Source organism: Fibrobacter sp. UWB13 (assembly GCF_900177805.1).
Lineage (GTDB): Bacteria > Fibrobacterota > Fibrobacteria > Fibrobacterales > Fibrobacteraceae > Fibrobacter.
In genome coordinates this window covers 1,558,250-1,574,741 of sequence record NZ_FXAX01000001.1, presented here as the reverse complement: position 1 = coordinate 1,574,741, position 16,492 = coordinate 1,558,250, and the positions used below count along the sequence as shown (strand labels likewise).

The 16,492-nt window shown below is 47.2% G+C and carries 15 protein-coding genes; 5 read left to right on the top strand and 10 right to left on the bottom strand.

What is annotated here, in order from left to right; all coding sequences use genetic code 11:
* Nucleotide 1 precedes the first annotated feature (1 nt).
* From B9Y77_RS06595 to B9Y77_RS06585, 3 genes are all read right to left on the bottom strand, one after another.
* Nucleotides 2–727 (bottom strand): PP2C family serine/threonine-protein phosphatase, encoded by a 726-nt coding sequence (locus tag B9Y77_RS06595; protein WP_085490919.1) that lies wholly within the window; start codon nt 725–727, stop codon nt 2–4.
* Nucleotides 728–739: 12 nt separating this feature from the next.
* Entirely contained in the window at nt 740–1,468 is a 729-nt protein-coding gene (locus tag B9Y77_RS06590) for a vWA domain-containing protein (protein WP_085490918.1), read from the bottom strand.
* A gap of 331 nt (nt 1,469–1,799) precedes the next feature.
* A complete protein-coding gene (locus tag B9Y77_RS06585) occupies nt 1,800–3,467 on the bottom strand; it encodes a vWA domain-containing protein (protein ID WP_085490917.1) in 1,668 nt (555 codons plus the stop codon).
* Between the two features lie 118 nt (nt 3,468–3,585).
* Between B9Y77_RS06585 and B9Y77_RS06580 the strand changes: the two genes are divergently transcribed.
* Together B9Y77_RS06580 and B9Y77_RS06575 are read left to right on the top strand one after the other, a co-directional pair.
* On the top strand, nt 3,586–4,677 hold the full coding sequence (locus B9Y77_RS06580; protein ID WP_176221718.1) for a DUF4434 domain-containing protein: 1,092 nt from the start codon (nt 3,586–3,588) through the stop codon (nt 4,675–4,677).
* Nucleotides 4,678–4,709: 32 nt separating this feature from the next.
* Nucleotides 4,710–5,267 (top strand): flavin reductase family protein, encoded by a 558-nt coding sequence (locus B9Y77_RS06575; RefSeq protein WP_085490915.1) that lies wholly within the window; start codon nt 4,710–4,712, stop codon nt 5,265–5,267.
* Between the two features lie 80 nt (nt 5,268–5,347).
* On the opposite strand, the gene B9Y77_RS06570 is transcribed toward B9Y77_RS06575, so the two are convergent.
* From B9Y77_RS06570 to B9Y77_RS06545, 6 genes are all read right to left on the bottom strand, one after another.
* Nucleotides 5,348–6,724, bottom strand: coding sequence for a transglutaminase-like domain-containing protein (locus B9Y77_RS06570; protein ID WP_085490914.1), 1,377 nt, complete (start codon nt 6,722–6,724; stop codon nt 5,348–5,350).
* 29 nt (nt 6,725–6,753) lie between these two features.
* Entirely contained in the window at nt 6,754–7,503 is a 750-nt protein-coding gene (locus B9Y77_RS06565; protein ID WP_085490913.1) for a hypothetical protein, read from the bottom strand.
* Nucleotides 7,504–7,515: 12 nt separating this feature from the next.
* Nucleotides 7,516–8,463, bottom strand: coding sequence for a porin family protein (locus B9Y77_RS06560; protein WP_085490912.1), 948 nt, complete (start codon nt 8,461–8,463; stop codon nt 7,516–7,518).
* Nucleotides 8,464–8,575: 112 nt separating this feature from the next.
* Nucleotides 8,576–9,226 (bottom strand): HAD family hydrolase, encoded by a 651-nt coding sequence (locus B9Y77_RS06555; RefSeq protein WP_085490911.1) that lies wholly within the window; start codon nt 9,224–9,226, stop codon nt 8,576–8,578.
* Between the two features lie 17 nt (nt 9,227–9,243).
* Nucleotides 9,244–10,020: an EI24 domain-containing protein gene (locus tag B9Y77_RS06550; protein ID WP_085490910.1), complete on the bottom strand. Its 777-nt coding sequence runs from the start codon at nt 10,018–10,020 to the stop codon at nt 9,244–9,246.
* A 78-nt stretch (nt 10,021–10,098) separates the two neighbouring features.
* Nucleotides 10,099–11,082 carry a glycoside hydrolase family 11 protein gene (locus B9Y77_RS06545; RefSeq protein WP_085490909.1) on the bottom strand — a complete coding sequence of 328 codons (984 nt, stop codon included), beginning with the start codon at nt 11,080–11,082 and terminating at the stop codon, nt 10,099–10,101.
* 333 nt (nt 11,083–11,415) lie between these two features.
* Between B9Y77_RS06545 and B9Y77_RS06540 the strand changes: the two genes are divergently transcribed.
* Complete coding sequence (locus B9Y77_RS06540) at nt 11,416–13,809, top strand: Tex family protein (RefSeq protein ID WP_085490908.1); 2,394 nt, start codon at nt 11,416–11,418, stop codon at nt 13,807–13,809.
* Between the two features lie 174 nt (nt 13,810–13,983).
* On the opposite strand, the gene B9Y77_RS06535 is transcribed toward B9Y77_RS06540, so the two are convergent.
* Nucleotides 13,984–14,181 (bottom strand): ferredoxin, encoded by a 198-nt coding sequence (locus B9Y77_RS06535; RefSeq protein WP_014546849.1) that lies wholly within the window; start codon nt 14,179–14,181, stop codon nt 13,984–13,986.
* A gap of 243 nt (nt 14,182–14,424) precedes the next feature.
* Here B9Y77_RS06535 and argB point away from each other — a divergent pair, with 243 nt between their 5' ends.
* Together argB and B9Y77_RS06525 are read left to right on the top strand one after the other, a co-directional pair.
* On the top strand, nt 14,425–15,216 hold the full coding sequence (gene argB / locus B9Y77_RS06530; protein WP_014546850.1) for an acetylglutamate kinase: 792 nt from the start codon (nt 14,425–14,427) through the stop codon (nt 15,214–15,216).
* Complete coding sequence (locus tag B9Y77_RS06525) at nt 15,197–16,408, top strand: aspartate aminotransferase family protein (protein WP_085490907.1); 1,212 nt, start codon at nt 15,197–15,199, stop codon at nt 16,406–16,408. Before argB ends, B9Y77_RS06525 begins: the two co-directional genes overlap by 20 nt.
* The last annotated feature ends 84 nt before the right edge of the window (nt 16,409–16,492 follow it).

Genomic DNA, 16,492 nt, shown 5'->3' with positions numbered 1-16,492 from the left:
TTTACCTGCGTTCGATGGCGACTATGGTTTTATCGTCTGTGTGATGTGGCGTTGGCCAATTGATTAATTCTTTGGTTAGTTTTTTTTGTCCTGCTCTTTTTGATTGAATAAAGAACATGTCGAAAATAGAGATGAATTTATCTTCAGATTGTGGTAGAATGTCTTCACTAATTCCGTCCGTCATTATTAGTAACCGATCTCCCTGATTGGATAAATCAATTTTGCTTGTACGCCAATATGGGAGTATGTAACTATCGCTCATGGCCATTGTTTCGTTGGCGAAACCTTCTTTTGTTTCGGTAAATTTGGTTATTTGTTTGTTGTGTCTTATCAATGTCATTCCGTCGCCTAGTTGTGCCACCCATCCTTTTCCCTTAGAGTTTAGCATAGCGAATTGACAAGTGCATCCGCACGAATCAACCCCAAATTTTCTTACATGCATGAGCCATTTGCTTTGCAAAAGCCTTAGAAAATCATCGAAATTATGTGGTTTGACTTTACTCCATTCTTTAAAACAATTTGGAAAAATTTGGCAAAGTATTTTTGCTCCAAATTCGCTATGTTTATGTGAACCGAGTCCATCACAGACCATGACTAAAAGATATTTCCCGATAAAACCGACAAATGCGGAATCTTGATTTGGTAAATTATTTCTGATATGACCTGGCCCGCGAACGGATGCACTTAACAGTTTCCATTTGAAACGTGTTAGGAATTCGGAAAGCATGTTTATTCCTTATTATTCGAAAAAATCATCAGCATCTTTAGCAATTTTTAAGCCAACGTTATTGGCTATTTTTATGACTTCGGCTTCGGTAATTTCCCCAGGATTTGGAGATTGAGACACTTCTTCCACTGTTATTGTGACGCATTTGAAAAATTCCCGAATTTCGTTTGCATTATTTGCTTTAAATACAGGAATTTTTTTGTTATTTGTAAATTTTTCTAGCATGGGTTCGTCTGCATCGGCTCCAATAGCGAGCGCTAAACGTGTTGCTTTTTTTCCTCGCTCGCTAGTAAGAAGCTTGTTTAGAGGATCTAGCCATTTATCGTTAGGATGACCATCTGATGCTAGGACCAAGAATGGACGGTAGGCTCGAGATGGGTATGTTTCACGATGCTCAAGCATGCCTAAAATTTTAGTCAATGCGAGACCTAGTGGTGTGTTTCCATTTGCTTGCATTGCGTATATCGCATTTAGAAATGATGGGCTATCTGCGATTTCGCTTGCTGATTTAGGTTCGATAATTGTTGTTGCGGAATTATTGCCGAATGAAATAATGGAAACATAAATTTCGGTTTCAAGATTTGATGCTGTAGCCCCTTTAAATGACTTAATCATATCTATAAGCGATTTCTTTAACGAATCTAGCTTTCCATCAACGGACATGCTGCCGCTAGTGTCGGCTAAAACGATGACTGGTAGTGGGCGAGCTTGAGTATTTGTGACTTGATCGAATGCGCTCATATAATTCTCCTGATTGTTAAGGAATATATACATTTTTTTGTTGTTATGGTAACGGAAATGCATAATTTGTGAGCCAAAATGATAGGATCGCTCTTCGAAAGATGCTCTCGTGGATAAATATTTTAAGACATTCTAGATTATCAAGAATCTTCCGAACATTGCGGTCTATTGCTTATTAGCCTTTCTCTATCACCTAATCATAAACACTGCATAAAGCGGAACGGACGTGATTCCGTTCTCGATGTCGAAATTCTTAGCGAAATTTGCTTGTTTTCACAAAAAAGCCGCCAAAAATGGCGGCTTGAGGTGTTTTTGTCGTGTCTAAAATTTGTTATTCCACGTATTTCTTGATGAGCCTGATCATCAGTTCAGCGAGGCTTTCCACTTGGTAATTGCCAACGGTTGCCTTGATGTGTGAATTGCCGATGCCGCTGTCGTCGGTGAGGAATACGTATGTGCCGCCTGTTGCCAAGTCGAAGAATCTCAACATAAATTCAGTTTCTTTGTCTACACCGCTTGCCGCTACAGGGATAAGCTTGATGCCTTTTTTGGCGAAGAGGCGGATAGACTTCTGGAGACTTTTGATGATGTCTTCTTCGTAGTGGGCGGGGGCGTCAAGGATGAGGAATGCGATGCGTGCACGAGCGCCTTCGTCCCAAGAGAGATTTTGCAATGAGGCTTCAAGCGCTGTGTGAACGGCTTCGGGGTAGTCGCCGCCGCCATTTGCGCTTTGGCGTGATACAAATTCCTGGGTCTTTGCGACGTCATCGGTAAAGTCATCGTGGCGCGTGAGGTAATTGTCGCCAACGTCGCGATAGAAGAGTGCTGCTGTGCGTAAGCCAACATTGCTTTCCGAACTCGCATGGTCGATAATGTAATTGAGGTCGGATTTGAGGAACCTGATTTCGTCGCTCATAGAACCTGTGGCGTCAACGATGAATGCGATGTCAGCTGTTGTTTTGGTGGGTTGGGCATCTTTGTCTACAACGGTATTGATGTTGAGCTTGCGGTTATTCCTAGATGAAATTTTAAGTTGCCCATTGATTACAACTCCGTCAACAATTAGCCAAAAATCATTTTTTTGGTTTTGGTATTTATTGAATAAATTAATCCAGCAATAAGCGTAACCCGCATTATCTGTTTTGGTTGTGAATTCTACTTGTCTGCCGTTGAGGAGCGTCACGGGAACGTTCGCGATGGCAACGTCGTTTCCATCTACGACTTTTACCGCAACGAGTTGCTGGGGGTAGAATTTCCAGTAGCTCATCTTTCCGTTGTAATCATTGTCGTTGATGATGTTGGTCCAGAATTTCCAATGTTCCAGATCGTTCCATTCACCGGCGGTGAGCAATCCTGATGCTTGCTCATCGGAATGTCTTGCTCTTCTTTTGCGCCTTGTAACAGGTTCATCATCGTCCCAAGAACTGCTTTCGTCGCTGTCAGAAGCGAGGTATACTGTTTTTGATGAAACTGAACGTTCTGAACTTTTTCTAGGAGTAGCTTTGGCTACGACTGATGATTTCTTGGCGTACGTTTTGGAACCTGATGTGGAGAGCATGGATGCGGAACCTCCGAGCAGTCCTGCCAAACCGTCGCTAACTCCAGCTGAACCGGCGGCCCCTTCGGAAAAGCCCGCAGATTTCCCACGTCTTCCCCCAAGAACTGTTTTCCCGGTTGTGTGTAAGCCATCTACGGTTTTCAAGACTTTACTGATGTCTTTTGAAAATTTGGCATCCGCCATTGAATAAGATGGCGATGTTTTTGACGATGCTGCCAAATATTTTACCGATCCTTTATCGAGGAGTGAAGATGCTTTTGCTTTGGGCTCTCCTTTGGTTTTATGTTCGTGTGATATTGATGGAGAAACGGTCATAACCGTTTCGACTCTGGTTTCATCGTCTTCTGAGATTTCTGTGGTTTCTTTATTGGTGTTGTCGCTGCAGTTGATGAACATGAAAGCGCATGCGATTACTGTTGATAAAAAGAATTTGTTTTTCATGATGTACTCCTTTTTTTTATTAAACTAGCACATTCCATGTGGCTAAAACCAACGAACAAAAGCCTAATATGGATAAATGTTTTTTACGAATAAAAGGAAACGATGTTATATTTCAAGTATGTCTAGGTTGTGTCATATTTTGCACTATACTTCTGTCACGTTTTTGTGCTGTATTTCTTTGTTTACAAATAAAGGTGCTTATGCAGCGGGGCTTAATGGTGTATTTGATGCGGGTTGGACAACGGCGTACCAGTCGCAGGATTCCTTGACGCACATGCATCAGCGTTTGCAATCACTCGGAATGGAATATATCGTATTGCAATATGCTGCAGTTGAAGCGACTCATTTGTATTACCCTTCGCAACTCGATTTTTTGCAGAATACGCAGTACAAGAATAATCAGCTTTTCCCAAAGAGTATAGAGGCTGCAAAAATTGCAGGAACCAAAATTTGGCTTGGGCTTTATTACAATGGAAATGATTGGTTTGCTCCACCGACGATTACACAACTTGATACTTTGTCTGCGAGAAACGTTCACGTTTTAAATGAGCTTTATGAATTGTATGGGCATGAGACTGTAATTGAGGGCGTATATATCCCGCAAGAAATTGCGCGTTATTATTGGGATGGACTCCGCGATGATGCGACCGTAGAATCGCTAGTGACTCATTTTTTGAAACCGCTTGTGGATGCTGCGAAGGTAATTGGCTGGAAGGTTATGACGGCTCCGTTCTACAACCAGAATTTGGAATCTCCCGAAAAATTGCAATTGTTTTTCGAAAAACTTTTTGCAGCGGGATTCAAGCCTGATGTGATTGCGGTTCAAGATGGCATTGGGGCAAGTGATGCAGGGAAGGCTCATGCAGATATTGCGACAGTCGGAAAATACGAACGTGTGGTGGCCCAAGCTTGTGCAAAATATGGAATTGAATTCTGGGTCGATGCGGAATTGTTCCGCACGGATGATTCTAAAGCACTTGCGGATAGTGCGCGAATTTCGGCGCAACTGGATACAGCGCGTGCTTCGGGTGTTGTGAATGTCATCGGTTATGATTTGGCTGTTCTTGGGAACGCTGGGCTAGATTCGTTAGAAAAGTGGAAATCGCAGACTGTCGGGCTTAAAAAGTCGCGCAATCCCAACAAGAATCCGCAAAAACTATTGAAGTTTTACAAGCTGAACGGAGCGCGAGTCTATCTTGACCGTCATTAAAATTTTATAATTCAAGAAAAAAAGGAGCGTCTATGCGCAAAAATCTCGGAGTGAAAACGTATCTGTACCCGCAGCCGACTTTGGTCATCGCCACCTATAACGAGGATGGCTCGACGAACGCCATGGTGGCCGCTTGGGGTTCTATCAGCGACAACAATCAGGTTGCAATTTACGTGGCGAAAACCCACAAGACCATCCCGAACATTCTTGCTCGCAAGGCTTTTACCGTGAGCATGGCGACTGCAGATCTCATCAAGGCTATCGACTATTTGGGCATTACCAGTGGTAATCGCGTGGCTGATAAATTTGCGAAGGCTGGCTTTACATCCGTCAAGAGCGATAATGTCGATGCCCCGCTTGTTGCTGAATTGCCGCTTGCGCTCGAATGCAAGCTCGTGAGCTACGACGAAGAATCCGAACTCCTGCTCGGTGAAATCGTGAACGTCACTGCCGACGAATCCGTGCTTGATCAAGACGGAAAACTTTCCGTCGAAAAGCTTGCTCCGGTGTGCTACGATTCCGCGGGTCACGGCTACTACGTGATGGAACGCCGCGTGGGTAACGCATTCAGCGATGGAAAGAGCATCTAAGAGTTGCTTGCAATAAAATGCTTATACAAAAAAAGGTGACCACAAATGGCCACCTTTTTTGATAATAAAGTAAGAATCCGTTACGGAACGTCGTTTGGCAAAATGCCGTACTTACGTACTGTTGCCAGGTCGACGATTTCAGATTTTCCTGTGGAAAAGTTCTTGGCTTCGACTTCTGCGTTATAGGTCTTTATGGCTGAGTTGATTGCGTCTGCTGCCGTTGCCTTGCTGTTCGAAATCATGGTTGTTTCAATGAAGTCGTAGACTTTTGAATCTTTTTCAGAGTGCCAACCGACAAAAGAGTGTCCAGGAATGATAACCAATACAGCCTGGAATCCCATAGCTTCAAGAATTGAGGCGAATAATGTACTTGTTTCGATACAGATGCCTTGCTTTTTGCGGAGCGTTTCGACGGGGTATTGAATTTTTTGTCCGACGCTACCGAGGCTTTCGTTTTGCACGTATTTAATCTTTCTCTTCTGCAAAACGCTGAATAGAGCAGAAACGACTCGTCTTGAGCTTTGGGCAATGCTTGTGTCTGCTGTGTATTTCTGATAAACTTTAAGTGTGGTGTCAGGCAATGTGCGAGAAATTTCAGTCAAAATATGAGAGATGGAATCTGCATTGGGAGTTACCCAGACGGAGTACCACCAGTTGATGTTTTTTACGCCTTCAATTTCAGTACCAAAAACTTGCATCGGGTGGATGGTCACTGGCGAAGAACCGTTGAAGAAGAGTATCTGGTGGTCGTTTTCGAGTGCGTAAGCGCGAATTTCGTATTGAGCCTTTTCAGAGCTTGTTAATTTAGCAAGCGCCTTGTTGTCAAATTTGAATTTCGGAGAGAACTTGGCTGATGTATCGGGGTTGACAAAGCTAGTGACGCTAGCGGTGTCGGTAAATCCTGGAATCCATGCCTGCACCATGATTTTCTTGTAGTTGCAGGGGGCGGCATTCTTGGTGGATTTGAGACATTGATTTCGAACGCTAACAGAAAGGGGGACGAAATTGCTGTCCTTGCCGCTTTTGAATGTCTTATACATCAAGGGGTATTGATTGGCGAAGGAACCATAGATATTTTCTTTGGCGTAATAGATAAATCCGTCAAGGGAACGGATGGTTGTCTGTGAATAAATGTCGCTGTAGACGCTGTCGTAGAGTTTGGTATAGAGATCTTCGTAGTCGGCATCTCTGAGGCTGTCCAACAAAGCGTTGCGAACAGAATCCATCCATTTGGATGCGAACGTGTTATCGAAAAGGGCGTTATAAACCGTATCGATGTAGGGCTTGGCATAAAGTGTATCCCAAAGAGATCCTGTGATTTCTTCACGGATGACGTTTGCAAGAGAGTCTATGTTGACTTCTGCGTCTTTTCCGTTTTTGCCGTCTACGCCATTTTCTCCCGAGCAGGCGCACAGCACGATAGCAAATGCTATAATGCCTTTAAAAAGTTTATTCATGAGTTTCTCCTTATATTGATTTTAAATTTTTAGTACAAGTACCATTCCCATTCGAGATCGTACTTGGTGGCGTTATAATCGCTTTGTTCGACTTTGGAATTATTGGCGAGTTTTCCAATATTGGTTTTTGTATAGCATTTCCCTGATGACATGTCGTCATTGCTAAATGCGTCTTTATCTATAACCTTTGGGCAAACCTTTATATCCTGAGTTCCATTAGGGACGAAAATTGTGGTTGTTGCTGTTCCGCTCCAAGAACCTTGATCTTGCAGAGAAAGTAAAGTCCCTGTTGATTCTGAATCAGATTGTCCGCCTGAAGCGATAAAATAGATGGTAAAACTGATAGTTGGATCGCCGTCGGAGTATGCACCTCCTGCTGAAATTCCATCCCAAGCAGAAGTTAATTGCTTATAGTATGTAAGCGTAAACTTCATCGTTTTATATTGGGTGAGGTAATTGTACGAAGTTGAGCCTGAATTGCTGCTCTTGTAACTGGAACTAGAGTAATAGTAGTTGTAATAACTAGACGAACTTTTGGCGGTGTTGCACTGGTAGCCATAATTGGAGCAGCACCAAGATGCGGAATGGTTGCTAGTTCCATAATAGCAATCGTTTTGCTCTCGTTGCTTTATTTGTTCTTCTCTTTGATATTCTTGGTCTTCTGCGTATTGTCTTTCTGCTGCGCTGACGTATTCGTTTACGGACTCCATGGGGCTTTCGTCGGCACAGGCAATAAAAAGGAGTGATGTGATGAAAAGTAAATTGAATTTATTTGTCATTTTAAGCTCCTTTTAGAATGCTGCTTCCATTTTGAGATGCCAACTATTGCCGTTTTCGTAGGCTTGCTCTACACCGTCTTTGTAGGCGCGGAAGTTCCCTGCGAACCATTGGACTTCAAGTGAAAAATGGCGTGTTAATTCTATGCCCAATCCCAAAAGATGGATGAATTCCCAATCAGAGGATGCTGCTACATCATCATAACTGTCGTCATACCACCAATAGTCGAGGACATCAAGCTCAAGCCATTGATAGATGGGCTTGCGAATATGGAAATTGGCGCTGATGAAAAGTGAAATTGGGGATGAACCCAAGGGAATGCCAAAGCGGAAACCAAGCGGAATTTCTGCCATTATTGTATTGAAACCGAGAGATGCGATAGAAAAATTGTATTCCTTAGCCCTTTGTGAAATACCGTAATCGCCGGTATGGTATACAACATTAATCCCGGAATTAAATGATATAAAACGATTAAGGTAATGCCTAAATACAAAGCCTGCGTTTAGACCGAATTCGCTATCGCTACCGTAGTCTATTAAATTGCTTCCATAATAATCGTAACTTTTAGGCGATTCATATGCAAGTGTAAATCCTAAGTAGTTGCTTGATTTCTTTTTGGAACGTATTTCTAGGTTGTTTGGGGTGACTTCGTTGGACGTTGACCCAAAATTATTGTTTTGCGCGGAGACGATTCTTGTGTCTTGGGACTTGTTGACGGGAGCTTCTTCAATTGATTTTTCTTCAACGGGCTTTTCTTTAGCAATCGCTTCATCTTTGTTTGCTTGGACTGCGTTGATGCTGTCGAGGAGGGCTGTGCAATGGCAGCTATTTTCAACTTTTTGGCAAGTTTGATCTGTATTATTTTGACAAGTTGTGCAAAGTTCAATGCACATGTTTTGTGCAAAAAGCGAAACCGTTAGTAAAAGAACTAACGCGAAAATCGCTTGAATGTTGTTTCTCATTTTAACTCCTTGAGACGAGGCTGCTATACAGAATTCAAGGTGCCAAATGCCCCAAAAATCGGTTGCAGGTACTCGTTATGTAGCGTAAAAATAAGAAAATGTTTACATTGATTCAAGGTTTTTGCGAAAAAAGCGTTGCCACCCAGTCAACGTCTGATGTTACGGTAAGCGTCTGTAATCCGCATGCTGCTGCGGCGGCGGTGTTGACAGGGCTATCGTCGAGGAATATCGTCTCGGCGGGGGAGGCTCCGAGTTCGCGAATGGCAGTCTTGAAAATCTCGGGGTCGGGCTTTTGCAAATGGAGCTCCTGGCTCAAGAAAATCTTGTAGAAAAAGTCTTCGAGCTTGTTGCCGTTCGCATTGAACCAATTTTGGCAACAGCATTCCCAATGCAGTTCGTTTGTATTGCTCAAAAGCGAAACGCTTGCAACACCTTCCATTTTGCGCAGTTTGCGGAGTGCTTGTAATTTGCGGTCGGCAACGCTCAAGCAAATGGAATTCCAGGCGTCTTCGATATCGTGTGGCGTTGTTAGGCTTGCTGCGCATTTGGTGTTAGAATCGGCAACGCACTTGCTTGCGACTTGCTGGCAGAATTCTGTGGTCGTCACAAACCCAAGCTGGTAATCTTCCATCAGTTTGTAGACAAAACTGCCCGGCTCAAGTTCGGTGGGCGGCAAGCCGAGTGCGACAAATCGTTCGTAAGCGTTTTTCATGCGGATATCCAAAAGAACTCCGCCTAAATCAAAAATGTAGTTCTTGAGCATGTCGCAAAGATAGAAATTTAAGATGGCGATTTTTCGCTCAATTCTAATTGCGATAGCGTGGCGGCAACAGTTGAAACGCCTCCGATAAATGCGGCGATAAATGATCCGCAGATGAGGTAAAGAGGTAACGAATATACGGCGCCGTTTGCAAATGTGACGAACTTTAATTTATGGGTTTCCTTGCGGCTGTCTTTCGGCGATAAACGCCAGCGCTCGTAAGTGTAGTCCATGAATCCAAAGCCAAAGTAATATGCGTTGATGATGAAAATTAGGACAAGCGATGCGATGCTCCCCGCGACAGGAATAAAATTCAAAAGCAGGCAAAGGGCGGTCAAGACAAGCTGCTTTGCAGTATTGCGGATGGCAATCACGATGGCGCGACAAATGTCTTTGAGCGTTTGCTTCATGTCAAACGGAAATTCTTTCCCGGTAAGGATGGTTTCTGTTTTTTCGGAGAGGAACGTGTAAATGGGCGACATGAGAATATTGACGATTGTTCCGCCGATAAAAATGAATAGCGCAAAGAAAACAATGGGGAGAATAATCTTGATGGCGACCATGCCGGCGTGAATCCAGCCGTTCATGTTTTCGGTGCTGCGCTCGATGATGCCGTTGATCCAGTCGCTAATGCCGACGCCCGAGAAAATGAACGCGACCACGACAATGATGTTCAAAATGGCGGGAATGAGCAAATATTTAGTGAGCTTGTTTGCACGTATGAGACGGAATGCCTTAATGTATGTGGCAAACCCGGTCTTGAATTGCTTTGCGACTGATAAGTTTTGTTGTTCCATTATTTTAAATATAAGAAAGCCTACGATTGGGGAAATCGCAAGCTTGATGATTAGAGTGTGGTTTGTTATGAAAAGAACTTATTTTACGGAAACGCTCTTCATTGCAGAGCCGAGCTTTACCATATAAATACCGGTGCTATGGAACTTGTTCTTGATGGCGCTCTGGATATCGCTTGTGGCATTTACGTTTCCGAGGAATTTGCCCTGCATATCGAAAACCTGTGCGCTAGTGATTGTGTTTGTTTTCGGTGCAAATTGGGGAAGGGCCGTGGAGCTTGCTTCGCCTGTGTAGACCTTGGCGTAGGCGAAGTCGAGTGTGCCGGAGGCGTTCCCGTTTTCGGGGTATTGGCCCGCTTCGCCGAGAACTTTTGCTTCGTACATGGAGTTGCCGAGTTCAAGACCTAAGCTCTTCCAGCCGTCAAAGTGGGCGGTAATATCGATGGTGCCGCAGGCGCGTTTGGTCTTGCGCACGCTGAAATATTGCGTGAAGGGAGTGTTTTCGCCTTCGATGGATCCGCGCTGGACTTTGTCGACGTAGACTTCATAGACCGCACCGTCAACGGTGATGGTGCCGCGCAGACCGCATTCGTCACAGTTTGCTGTAGATTTGCCGATCCAGTTCGGACGATACGGGCTCCAGGTGTCGACGATGTACCATTCGATGAGCGGGTCTTGCGACCAGCCATAAACGCCGATGTAGGAGTACGTCACGTTGGAGTAGCTTTTGAAAGACGGGTCGGTCAGCTTGAAGTCGGCGTAAAGGTGTCCGAGGTCAGTGTACTTGAGCCCGCTGTTCATGCCGTAGCGGATGCCTTCGCGGCAGAGGTAATCGTTCACGTTGTTGAATTCGCAGGAGAATGAGCCGTCGGTGTAGAACGTGGCGGAGTTGTTGCCGATGTCGGCCCAAAGTTCGTAACTATAGTTACCGATATCGTTGATGTCGTTGGAAGTGACGACCGTGCTTTCGCCGCTGTGGGTTGCTGTGTTGCAAAAATCCTGGGAATAGGCTTCTGTGGCAAATGCAACGGCAAGACTCAAAACGAAAAATTTTGAATTTTTCATAAAACATCCCTTTTCTATACTCCAAAGGTAACTTTTAATGGGGTGGTTGGGGAATCCATCGTAAACTAAAATTTCAAAAGTGTTGCAGGTGTTTTAATGCGCCGCACCCGTCTTTGGGCGGTTTCCGGACGGCTTTTTTGAGCCTTGCCCCCAAGTGTCGAAAATTTGACACTTTCTTTTGCTATATTCGGTAGAACCCCGAGAGGGGTGTCTGGCAGCGGTAGTTGCCAGGCTTGTGTCACTGAGGGCCGTGCGGGCTGTGCTATCCAATGAGGGGTGTACGGTTCGGTGGACCCCAAATCCGGAAACGGAATCTACAAGTAGGAATCTCAAATGGATTTTTCTGCGATTATTGCTGAAGAGCTGAATCTTGAAGTGTGGCGCGTATCTAAGGCGCTCGAACTTATGGACCAGGGGGGCACGATCCCCTTTATCGCCCGTTACCGTAAGGACCAAACGGGTACATTGAACGAAATTGAACTCCGCGACATCAGCCACCGTCGCGACTACCTCCAGGAACTTGTGGACCGCAAGGAAACGATCCTCAAGAGCATCGAGGAACAGGGCAAGCTCACGCCGGAACTCAAGGCTCAGATTGAAGCTTGCAAGGACAAGACTCTTCTCGAAGATATTTACGCTCCGTTCAAGCCGAAGAAGCGTACTCGCGCAACGATTGCAAAGGAACTTGGTCTGGAACCGCTCGCCCGCCTGATGTGGGCTCAGGAAAATACCGGAAACACGGCAGAAGAAATTGCACGCATTTATTTGTCCGAAGAAAAGGGACTTGCCGACCCACGTGCCGCCCTCAAGGGTGCTGCAGACATCCTCGCCGAAGAAGTTGCAGACAACGCCGAATACCGTCAGTACCTCCGCAACAAGGTCGAAAAGACTGGCGTCATGGTTTCCAAGGTCAAGAAGGATTTCGAAAAGCAAGAAACCAAGTTCAAGGACTACTACGACTTTAGCGAACCGGTCTCCAAGATCCCGAGCCACCGTATGCTCGCTCTCCGCCGTGGCGAAAAGGAAAAGGTGCTTCGCCTCTCCATCGAAGTCCCGAACGAAGAAATGATCGGTTATCTCCAGAATCAGGTCATCAAGCACGACTCTGTCTGGAAGCCGTACCTCGAAGATATGTGCAAGGACGCTTGGGAACGCCTGCTCCAGCCGAGCATGGAAAGCGAAGTGCGCCTCCTCCTCAAGGACAGCGCCGAAGAAGAAGCTTTCAAGGTGTTCTCCAAGAATCTCCAGGACGTTTTGCTCGCCGCTCCGGCAGGCCACAAGGCTGTGCTCGCCCTCGACCCGGGTTTCCGTACGGGTTGCAAGGTCGCTGTGCTCGACAAGAACGGCAAGTTCATGGATCACGGCATCATCAAGCCGCATGAACCGTGGAACGACAAGGCCGGTGCCGCAGTTTATCTGATGAGCCTCATCGACAAGTATCAGATTGACCTCATCGCAATCGGTAACGGTACGGCAAGCCGCGAAACGGACGCTTTCTGTGGCGAAATGGCTCTCAAGTTCAAGGGCAAGGTTCCGCCGCGCGTTATCGTCTCCGAAGCCGGTGCATCTGTCTATAGCGCAAGCATGATTGCTATCGCCGAATTCCCGAAGGAAGACGTGACGACCCGTGGTGCTATTTCCATTGGCCGCCGCTTGCAGGACCCGCTCGCTGAACTTGTCAAGGTCGATCCGCAGTCCATTGGCGTGGGCCAGTACCAGCACGACGTGAACCAGCGCGAACTCAAGAAGCGCTTGGACGAAGTCGTGGAAAGCTGCGTGAACATGGTCGGTGTTGACGTGAACAGCGCTTCTGCTCCGCTCCTCTCTCACGTGGCAGGCCTCAGCAACACGCTCTCTGAAGCTATTGTGAAGTACCGTGAAGAAAATGGCGCTTATGCAAGCCGTGAAGATTTGAAGAAGGTCAAGGGCTTTGGTCCGAAGGCTTTCGAACAGGCCGCAGGCTTTATGCGTATCCCGGGTGCAGAAAACCCGCTCGACGATTCCGCCGTGCATCCTGAAAACTACGCCCTCGTCGAAAAGATGGCTGAAAAGGTCGGTGTTCCGGTCAAGGAAATGGTCGGCAATGCAGACGCCGTGAAGGGCATCAAGCTCGACGAATTCCTCTCCGACGAAGTCGGTCGTGCTACTTTGGAAGATATCCTCAAGGAACTCCAGAAGCCGAGCCGCGACCCGCGTAAGGAATTCCGTTATGCTAAGTTCGATGACCGCATCAAGACCATCAACGACCTCGTGACGGGTAGCTGGATGGAAGGTGTCGTGACCAACGTTGCTAACTTCGGTGCTTTCGTGGACATCGGCGTGCATCAGGACGGTCTCGTTCACATTTCTGAAATCAGCGACAAGTATGTGACGGACGCTAAGGACGTGCTTACGGTCGGTGACGTGGTGAAGGTTCGCGTGGTTGCAGTCGATGCTAACCAGAAGCGCATCAGCCTTTCCATGAAGCAGGAACAGACGGACGGTGTTGCCGGTGCTGGCGTGAGCGGTCCTCGCGGTCAGCGCGTGGGTGGCCCGCGTGGTAACTTCGGTCATCGCGACGGTGGTGCTCGCCCGCAGGGTGGCATTCAGGGACATGCAACGATTGCCGACCTCAAGAACAAAATTGCCGGTAAGGAACGCCCGGGCATGCAGCCGCAGAAGAAGCCGAATGCAGCCCAGCCCGCCAAGCTGAACGCTCTTCTTAAATCTATGAAGAAGGGCTTCTAGCCGAGAGTCGCGGCTTTCATTGTCATGCCCGCCGCCGAGCGGGCATCCCCCTTTCAAAACAAACAAAAACAGCACTCGATAGAATCGAGTGCTGTTTTTGTGTTCAATCTTACAAGATAAGCAAAGCTTCGTACCATCGCGGGGTTCCGCGATAACTTTGCCTAAATGCTCGAATTACGAGAACTTGATCACGCCGGCCGGGCAGCTGTCTGCAGCGTCCTTGATTTCGTTTTCGTATGCGCTGAAGTCAACGCCTTCCTTAACGACCATCTTTTCCGGAACGGAGAAGACTGCATCGCAAGTTGCTTCGCAAGCGCCGCAGGAGACGCATTCGTCGCTAGATTCATCGAGCCAAACTTTCGTAATTGCCATAAAATACCTCTTATATTGGTTAGGTTTTCCCAAAAGATATAAAAAAATTACGCCTGAAGAGTGAAAAAGTGAAAGAAATTGGGAAAAAAAGGTTTAACCAATAAGTCGTGCTTTTTTCTTTTAAAAATTAATCCTTAGCGGTAAGCCTAGAGTTCCTTTTTCTACATTTGCGGTAAATTTTTCGGGCTAATCCGGGCAATGGTGCTCGCTTTTCGCCTGAGAATTATGAGGACATCGTAAGCGATGAAAAAAGTGGTTGTAAAAATTGGTGGCAGCTTGGCAATCGACGAAGCCAAGTTGGCCGATTTTGTGGCGGCAGTCAGCAAGCTTCCGGCTATGGGCTGCCAAGTGGCCGTGGTACACGGCGGTGGCAAGGACATCAACGAGAACATCTCCTTGCTCCGAGAACAACCCACCTTTATCGACGGTCTCCGAGTCACGACGCCTTCTATCATGAAGATGGTCGAAATGACGCTCTCGGGACACGTCAACAAGAAGCTCGTGCGAATGCTCCTCGAAAACAATTGCAACGCTGTCGGCCTCAGTGGCGTCGATGGCAAGTTGTTTGAAGTGGTCAAGAAGCAGGGCAAGGTGGATCTTGGCCTCGTGGGCGAAGTCAAGAAGGTCAATCCGCAGATTGTGGAAACGCTTTGGTCTGCTGGCTTTGTCCCGGTCGTAAGCCCGATCTCTATCGGTCCGGACGAAAACGGCAAGGCTGTGAGCTGGAACGTGAATGCCGATACTGCCGCAAGCGAACTGGCTGTGGCACTCCACGCTGACCAGTTCGTGCTGGTGAGCGATGTCCCGGGCGTGATGGACGATACCAAGACCGTCATTCCGGAACTCACGGAAGATGCAAGCGAAGCCCTCATTGCTTCTGGCGTCATCAACGGCGGCATGATCCCGAAGGTCCGCGAAAGCTTCAAGAGCATTGAACGTGGCCTCAAGAGCATTCACATTGTCGGCTGGAAGGATGCCGACCACTTTGTAAAACAAATTAATGGAGAACTGAACTATGGCACAATCCTTGGCTAATTCCGTTTTTGAAGAAGACAAGCAGTTTATCGCCCCGCTTTATGGCAAGGCCAATATTGAATTTGTCCGTGGCGAAGGTTCTTACTTGTTCGACAAGAACGGCAAGAAGTATCTTGACTTTGTCGCTGGCATCGCCGTGAACGCTCTCGGCCACCAGAACGCCGCAATCAAGAAGGCTGTCGAAGAACAGATGGACAGCTTCTTCCACATTTCGAACCTTTATCCGAACTACCCGCAGGTGAACCTCGCCAAGGCTCTCCTCGCTGCAACGGGTTTCGACAAGGCATTCTTCTGCAACTCCGGTACCGAAGCTAACGAAGGCTGCATCAAGTTTGCTCGTAAGTATTTCGATCGCAAGGGTGAAAAGAACCGCCAGAAGATCGTGACGTTCATCAACAGCTTCCACGGTCGTACGTTTGCAGCCCTTTCTGCAACGGGTCAGCCGGCTATCCGCGAAGGCTTTGGCTCCATGCCGGGTGACTTTGTTCACGTTCCTTGGAACGATGTCGCAGCCCTCAAGGCCGAAGTCAACAGCGACACTTGCGCTATCATGCTTGAATCTCTCGCTGCTGAAGGTGGCGTGATGACCGTTTCCGATGAAATGGTCGCTGCAATCAACAGCTTGAAGAAAGAATTCGGCTGCCTCGTGATTGTCGACGAAGTCCAGGCAGGTATGGGCCGTCTCGGAACATTCCTTGGCCTCCAGAAGCATGGCATTGATGCTGACCTCGTGTCGCTTGCCAAGGCTCTTGGCGGCGGTCTCCCGCTCGGTGCAGTGCTCCTCCGCCAGAAGGTCGCTGACCAGCTTAAGGCGGGTGATCACGGCACGACGTTTGGTGGTAACCCGGTTGCTTGCGCAGTGGGTCTCGCTGTCGTGAACCAGATTGCAAAGCCGGAATTCCTCGCCAATGTCGAAGCTCGCTCCGCTCAGCTCAAGGCTGGCCTCGAAGCGATTGCTGCTAAGTTCCCGGCAGTGAAGGGCGTGCGTGGTGAAGGCCTTATTCTCGGCCTCGCTCTCGACGAATCCCTCCCGGTCGGTAACGTGATTGCTGCCGCTCGTGACGAAGGCATGATGGTTCTCAGCGCTAAGGGCAACGTGCTCCGTTTGCTCCCGCCGCTGAACGTCTCCGCCGCTGAATGCGACGAAGCTTTGACGAAGCTTGGCGCGGCTTTCGCTGCGGCAACGAAGTAATCCGCGCGGTCTTCTCGAAAAAATTGAAAAAAGACCTGGATTTAGTTCCAGGTCTTTTTGTATGCTTTGTGTATTACTAATTGT

Bases quoted from the DNA above. Each gene is read 5' to 3' on its own strand.
- B9Y77_RS06595 (WP_085490919.1), bottom strand. From the start codon at position 727: ATGCTTTCCGAATTCCTAACACGTTTCAAATGGAAACTGTTAAGTGCA.
- B9Y77_RS06590 (WP_085490918.1), bottom strand. From the start codon at position 1,468: ATGAGCGCATTCGATCAAGTCACAAATACTCAAGCTCGCCCACTACCA.
- B9Y77_RS06585 (WP_085490917.1), bottom strand. From the start codon at position 3,467: ATGAAAAACAAATTCTTTTTATCAACAGTAATCGCATGCGCTTTCATG.
- B9Y77_RS06580 (WP_176221718.1), top strand. From the start codon at position 3,586: ATGTCTAGGTTGTGTCATATTTTGCACTATACTTCTGTCACGTTTTTG.
- B9Y77_RS06575 (WP_085490915.1), top strand. From the start codon at position 4,710: ATGCGCAAAAATCTCGGAGTGAAAACGTATCTGTACCCGCAGCCGACT.
- B9Y77_RS06570 (WP_085490914.1), bottom strand. From the start codon at position 6,724: ATGAATAAACTTTTTAAAGGCATTATAGCATTTGCTATCGTGCTGTGC.
- B9Y77_RS06565 (WP_085490913.1), bottom strand. From the start codon at position 7,503: ATGACAAATAAATTCAATTTACTTTTCATCACATCACTCCTTTTTATT.
- B9Y77_RS06560 (WP_085490912.1), bottom strand. From the start codon at position 8,463: ATGAGAAACAACATTCAAGCGATTTTCGCGTTAGTTCTTTTACTAACG.
- B9Y77_RS06555 (WP_085490911.1), bottom strand. From the start codon at position 9,226: ATGCTCAAGAACTACATTTTTGATTTAGGCGGAGTTCTTTTGGATATC.
- B9Y77_RS06550 (WP_085490910.1), bottom strand. From the start codon at position 10,020: ATGGAACAACAAAACTTATCAGTCGCAAAGCAATTCAAGACCGGGTTT.
- B9Y77_RS06545 (WP_085490909.1), bottom strand. From the start codon at position 11,082: ATGAAAAATTCAAAATTTTTCGTTTTGAGTCTTGCCGTTGCATTTGCC.
- B9Y77_RS06540 (WP_085490908.1), top strand. From the start codon at position 11,416: ATGGATTTTTCTGCGATTATTGCTGAAGAGCTGAATCTTGAAGTGTGG.
- B9Y77_RS06535 (WP_014546849.1), bottom strand. From the start codon at position 14,181: ATGGCAATTACGAAAGTTTGGCTCGATGAATCTAGCGACGAATGCGTC.
- argB (WP_014546850.1), top strand. From the start codon at position 14,425: ATGAAAAAAGTGGTTGTAAAAATTGGTGGCAGCTTGGCAATCGACGAA.
- B9Y77_RS06525 (WP_085490907.1), top strand. From the start codon at position 15,197: ATGGCACAATCCTTGGCTAATTCCGTTTTTGAAGAAGACAAGCAGTTT.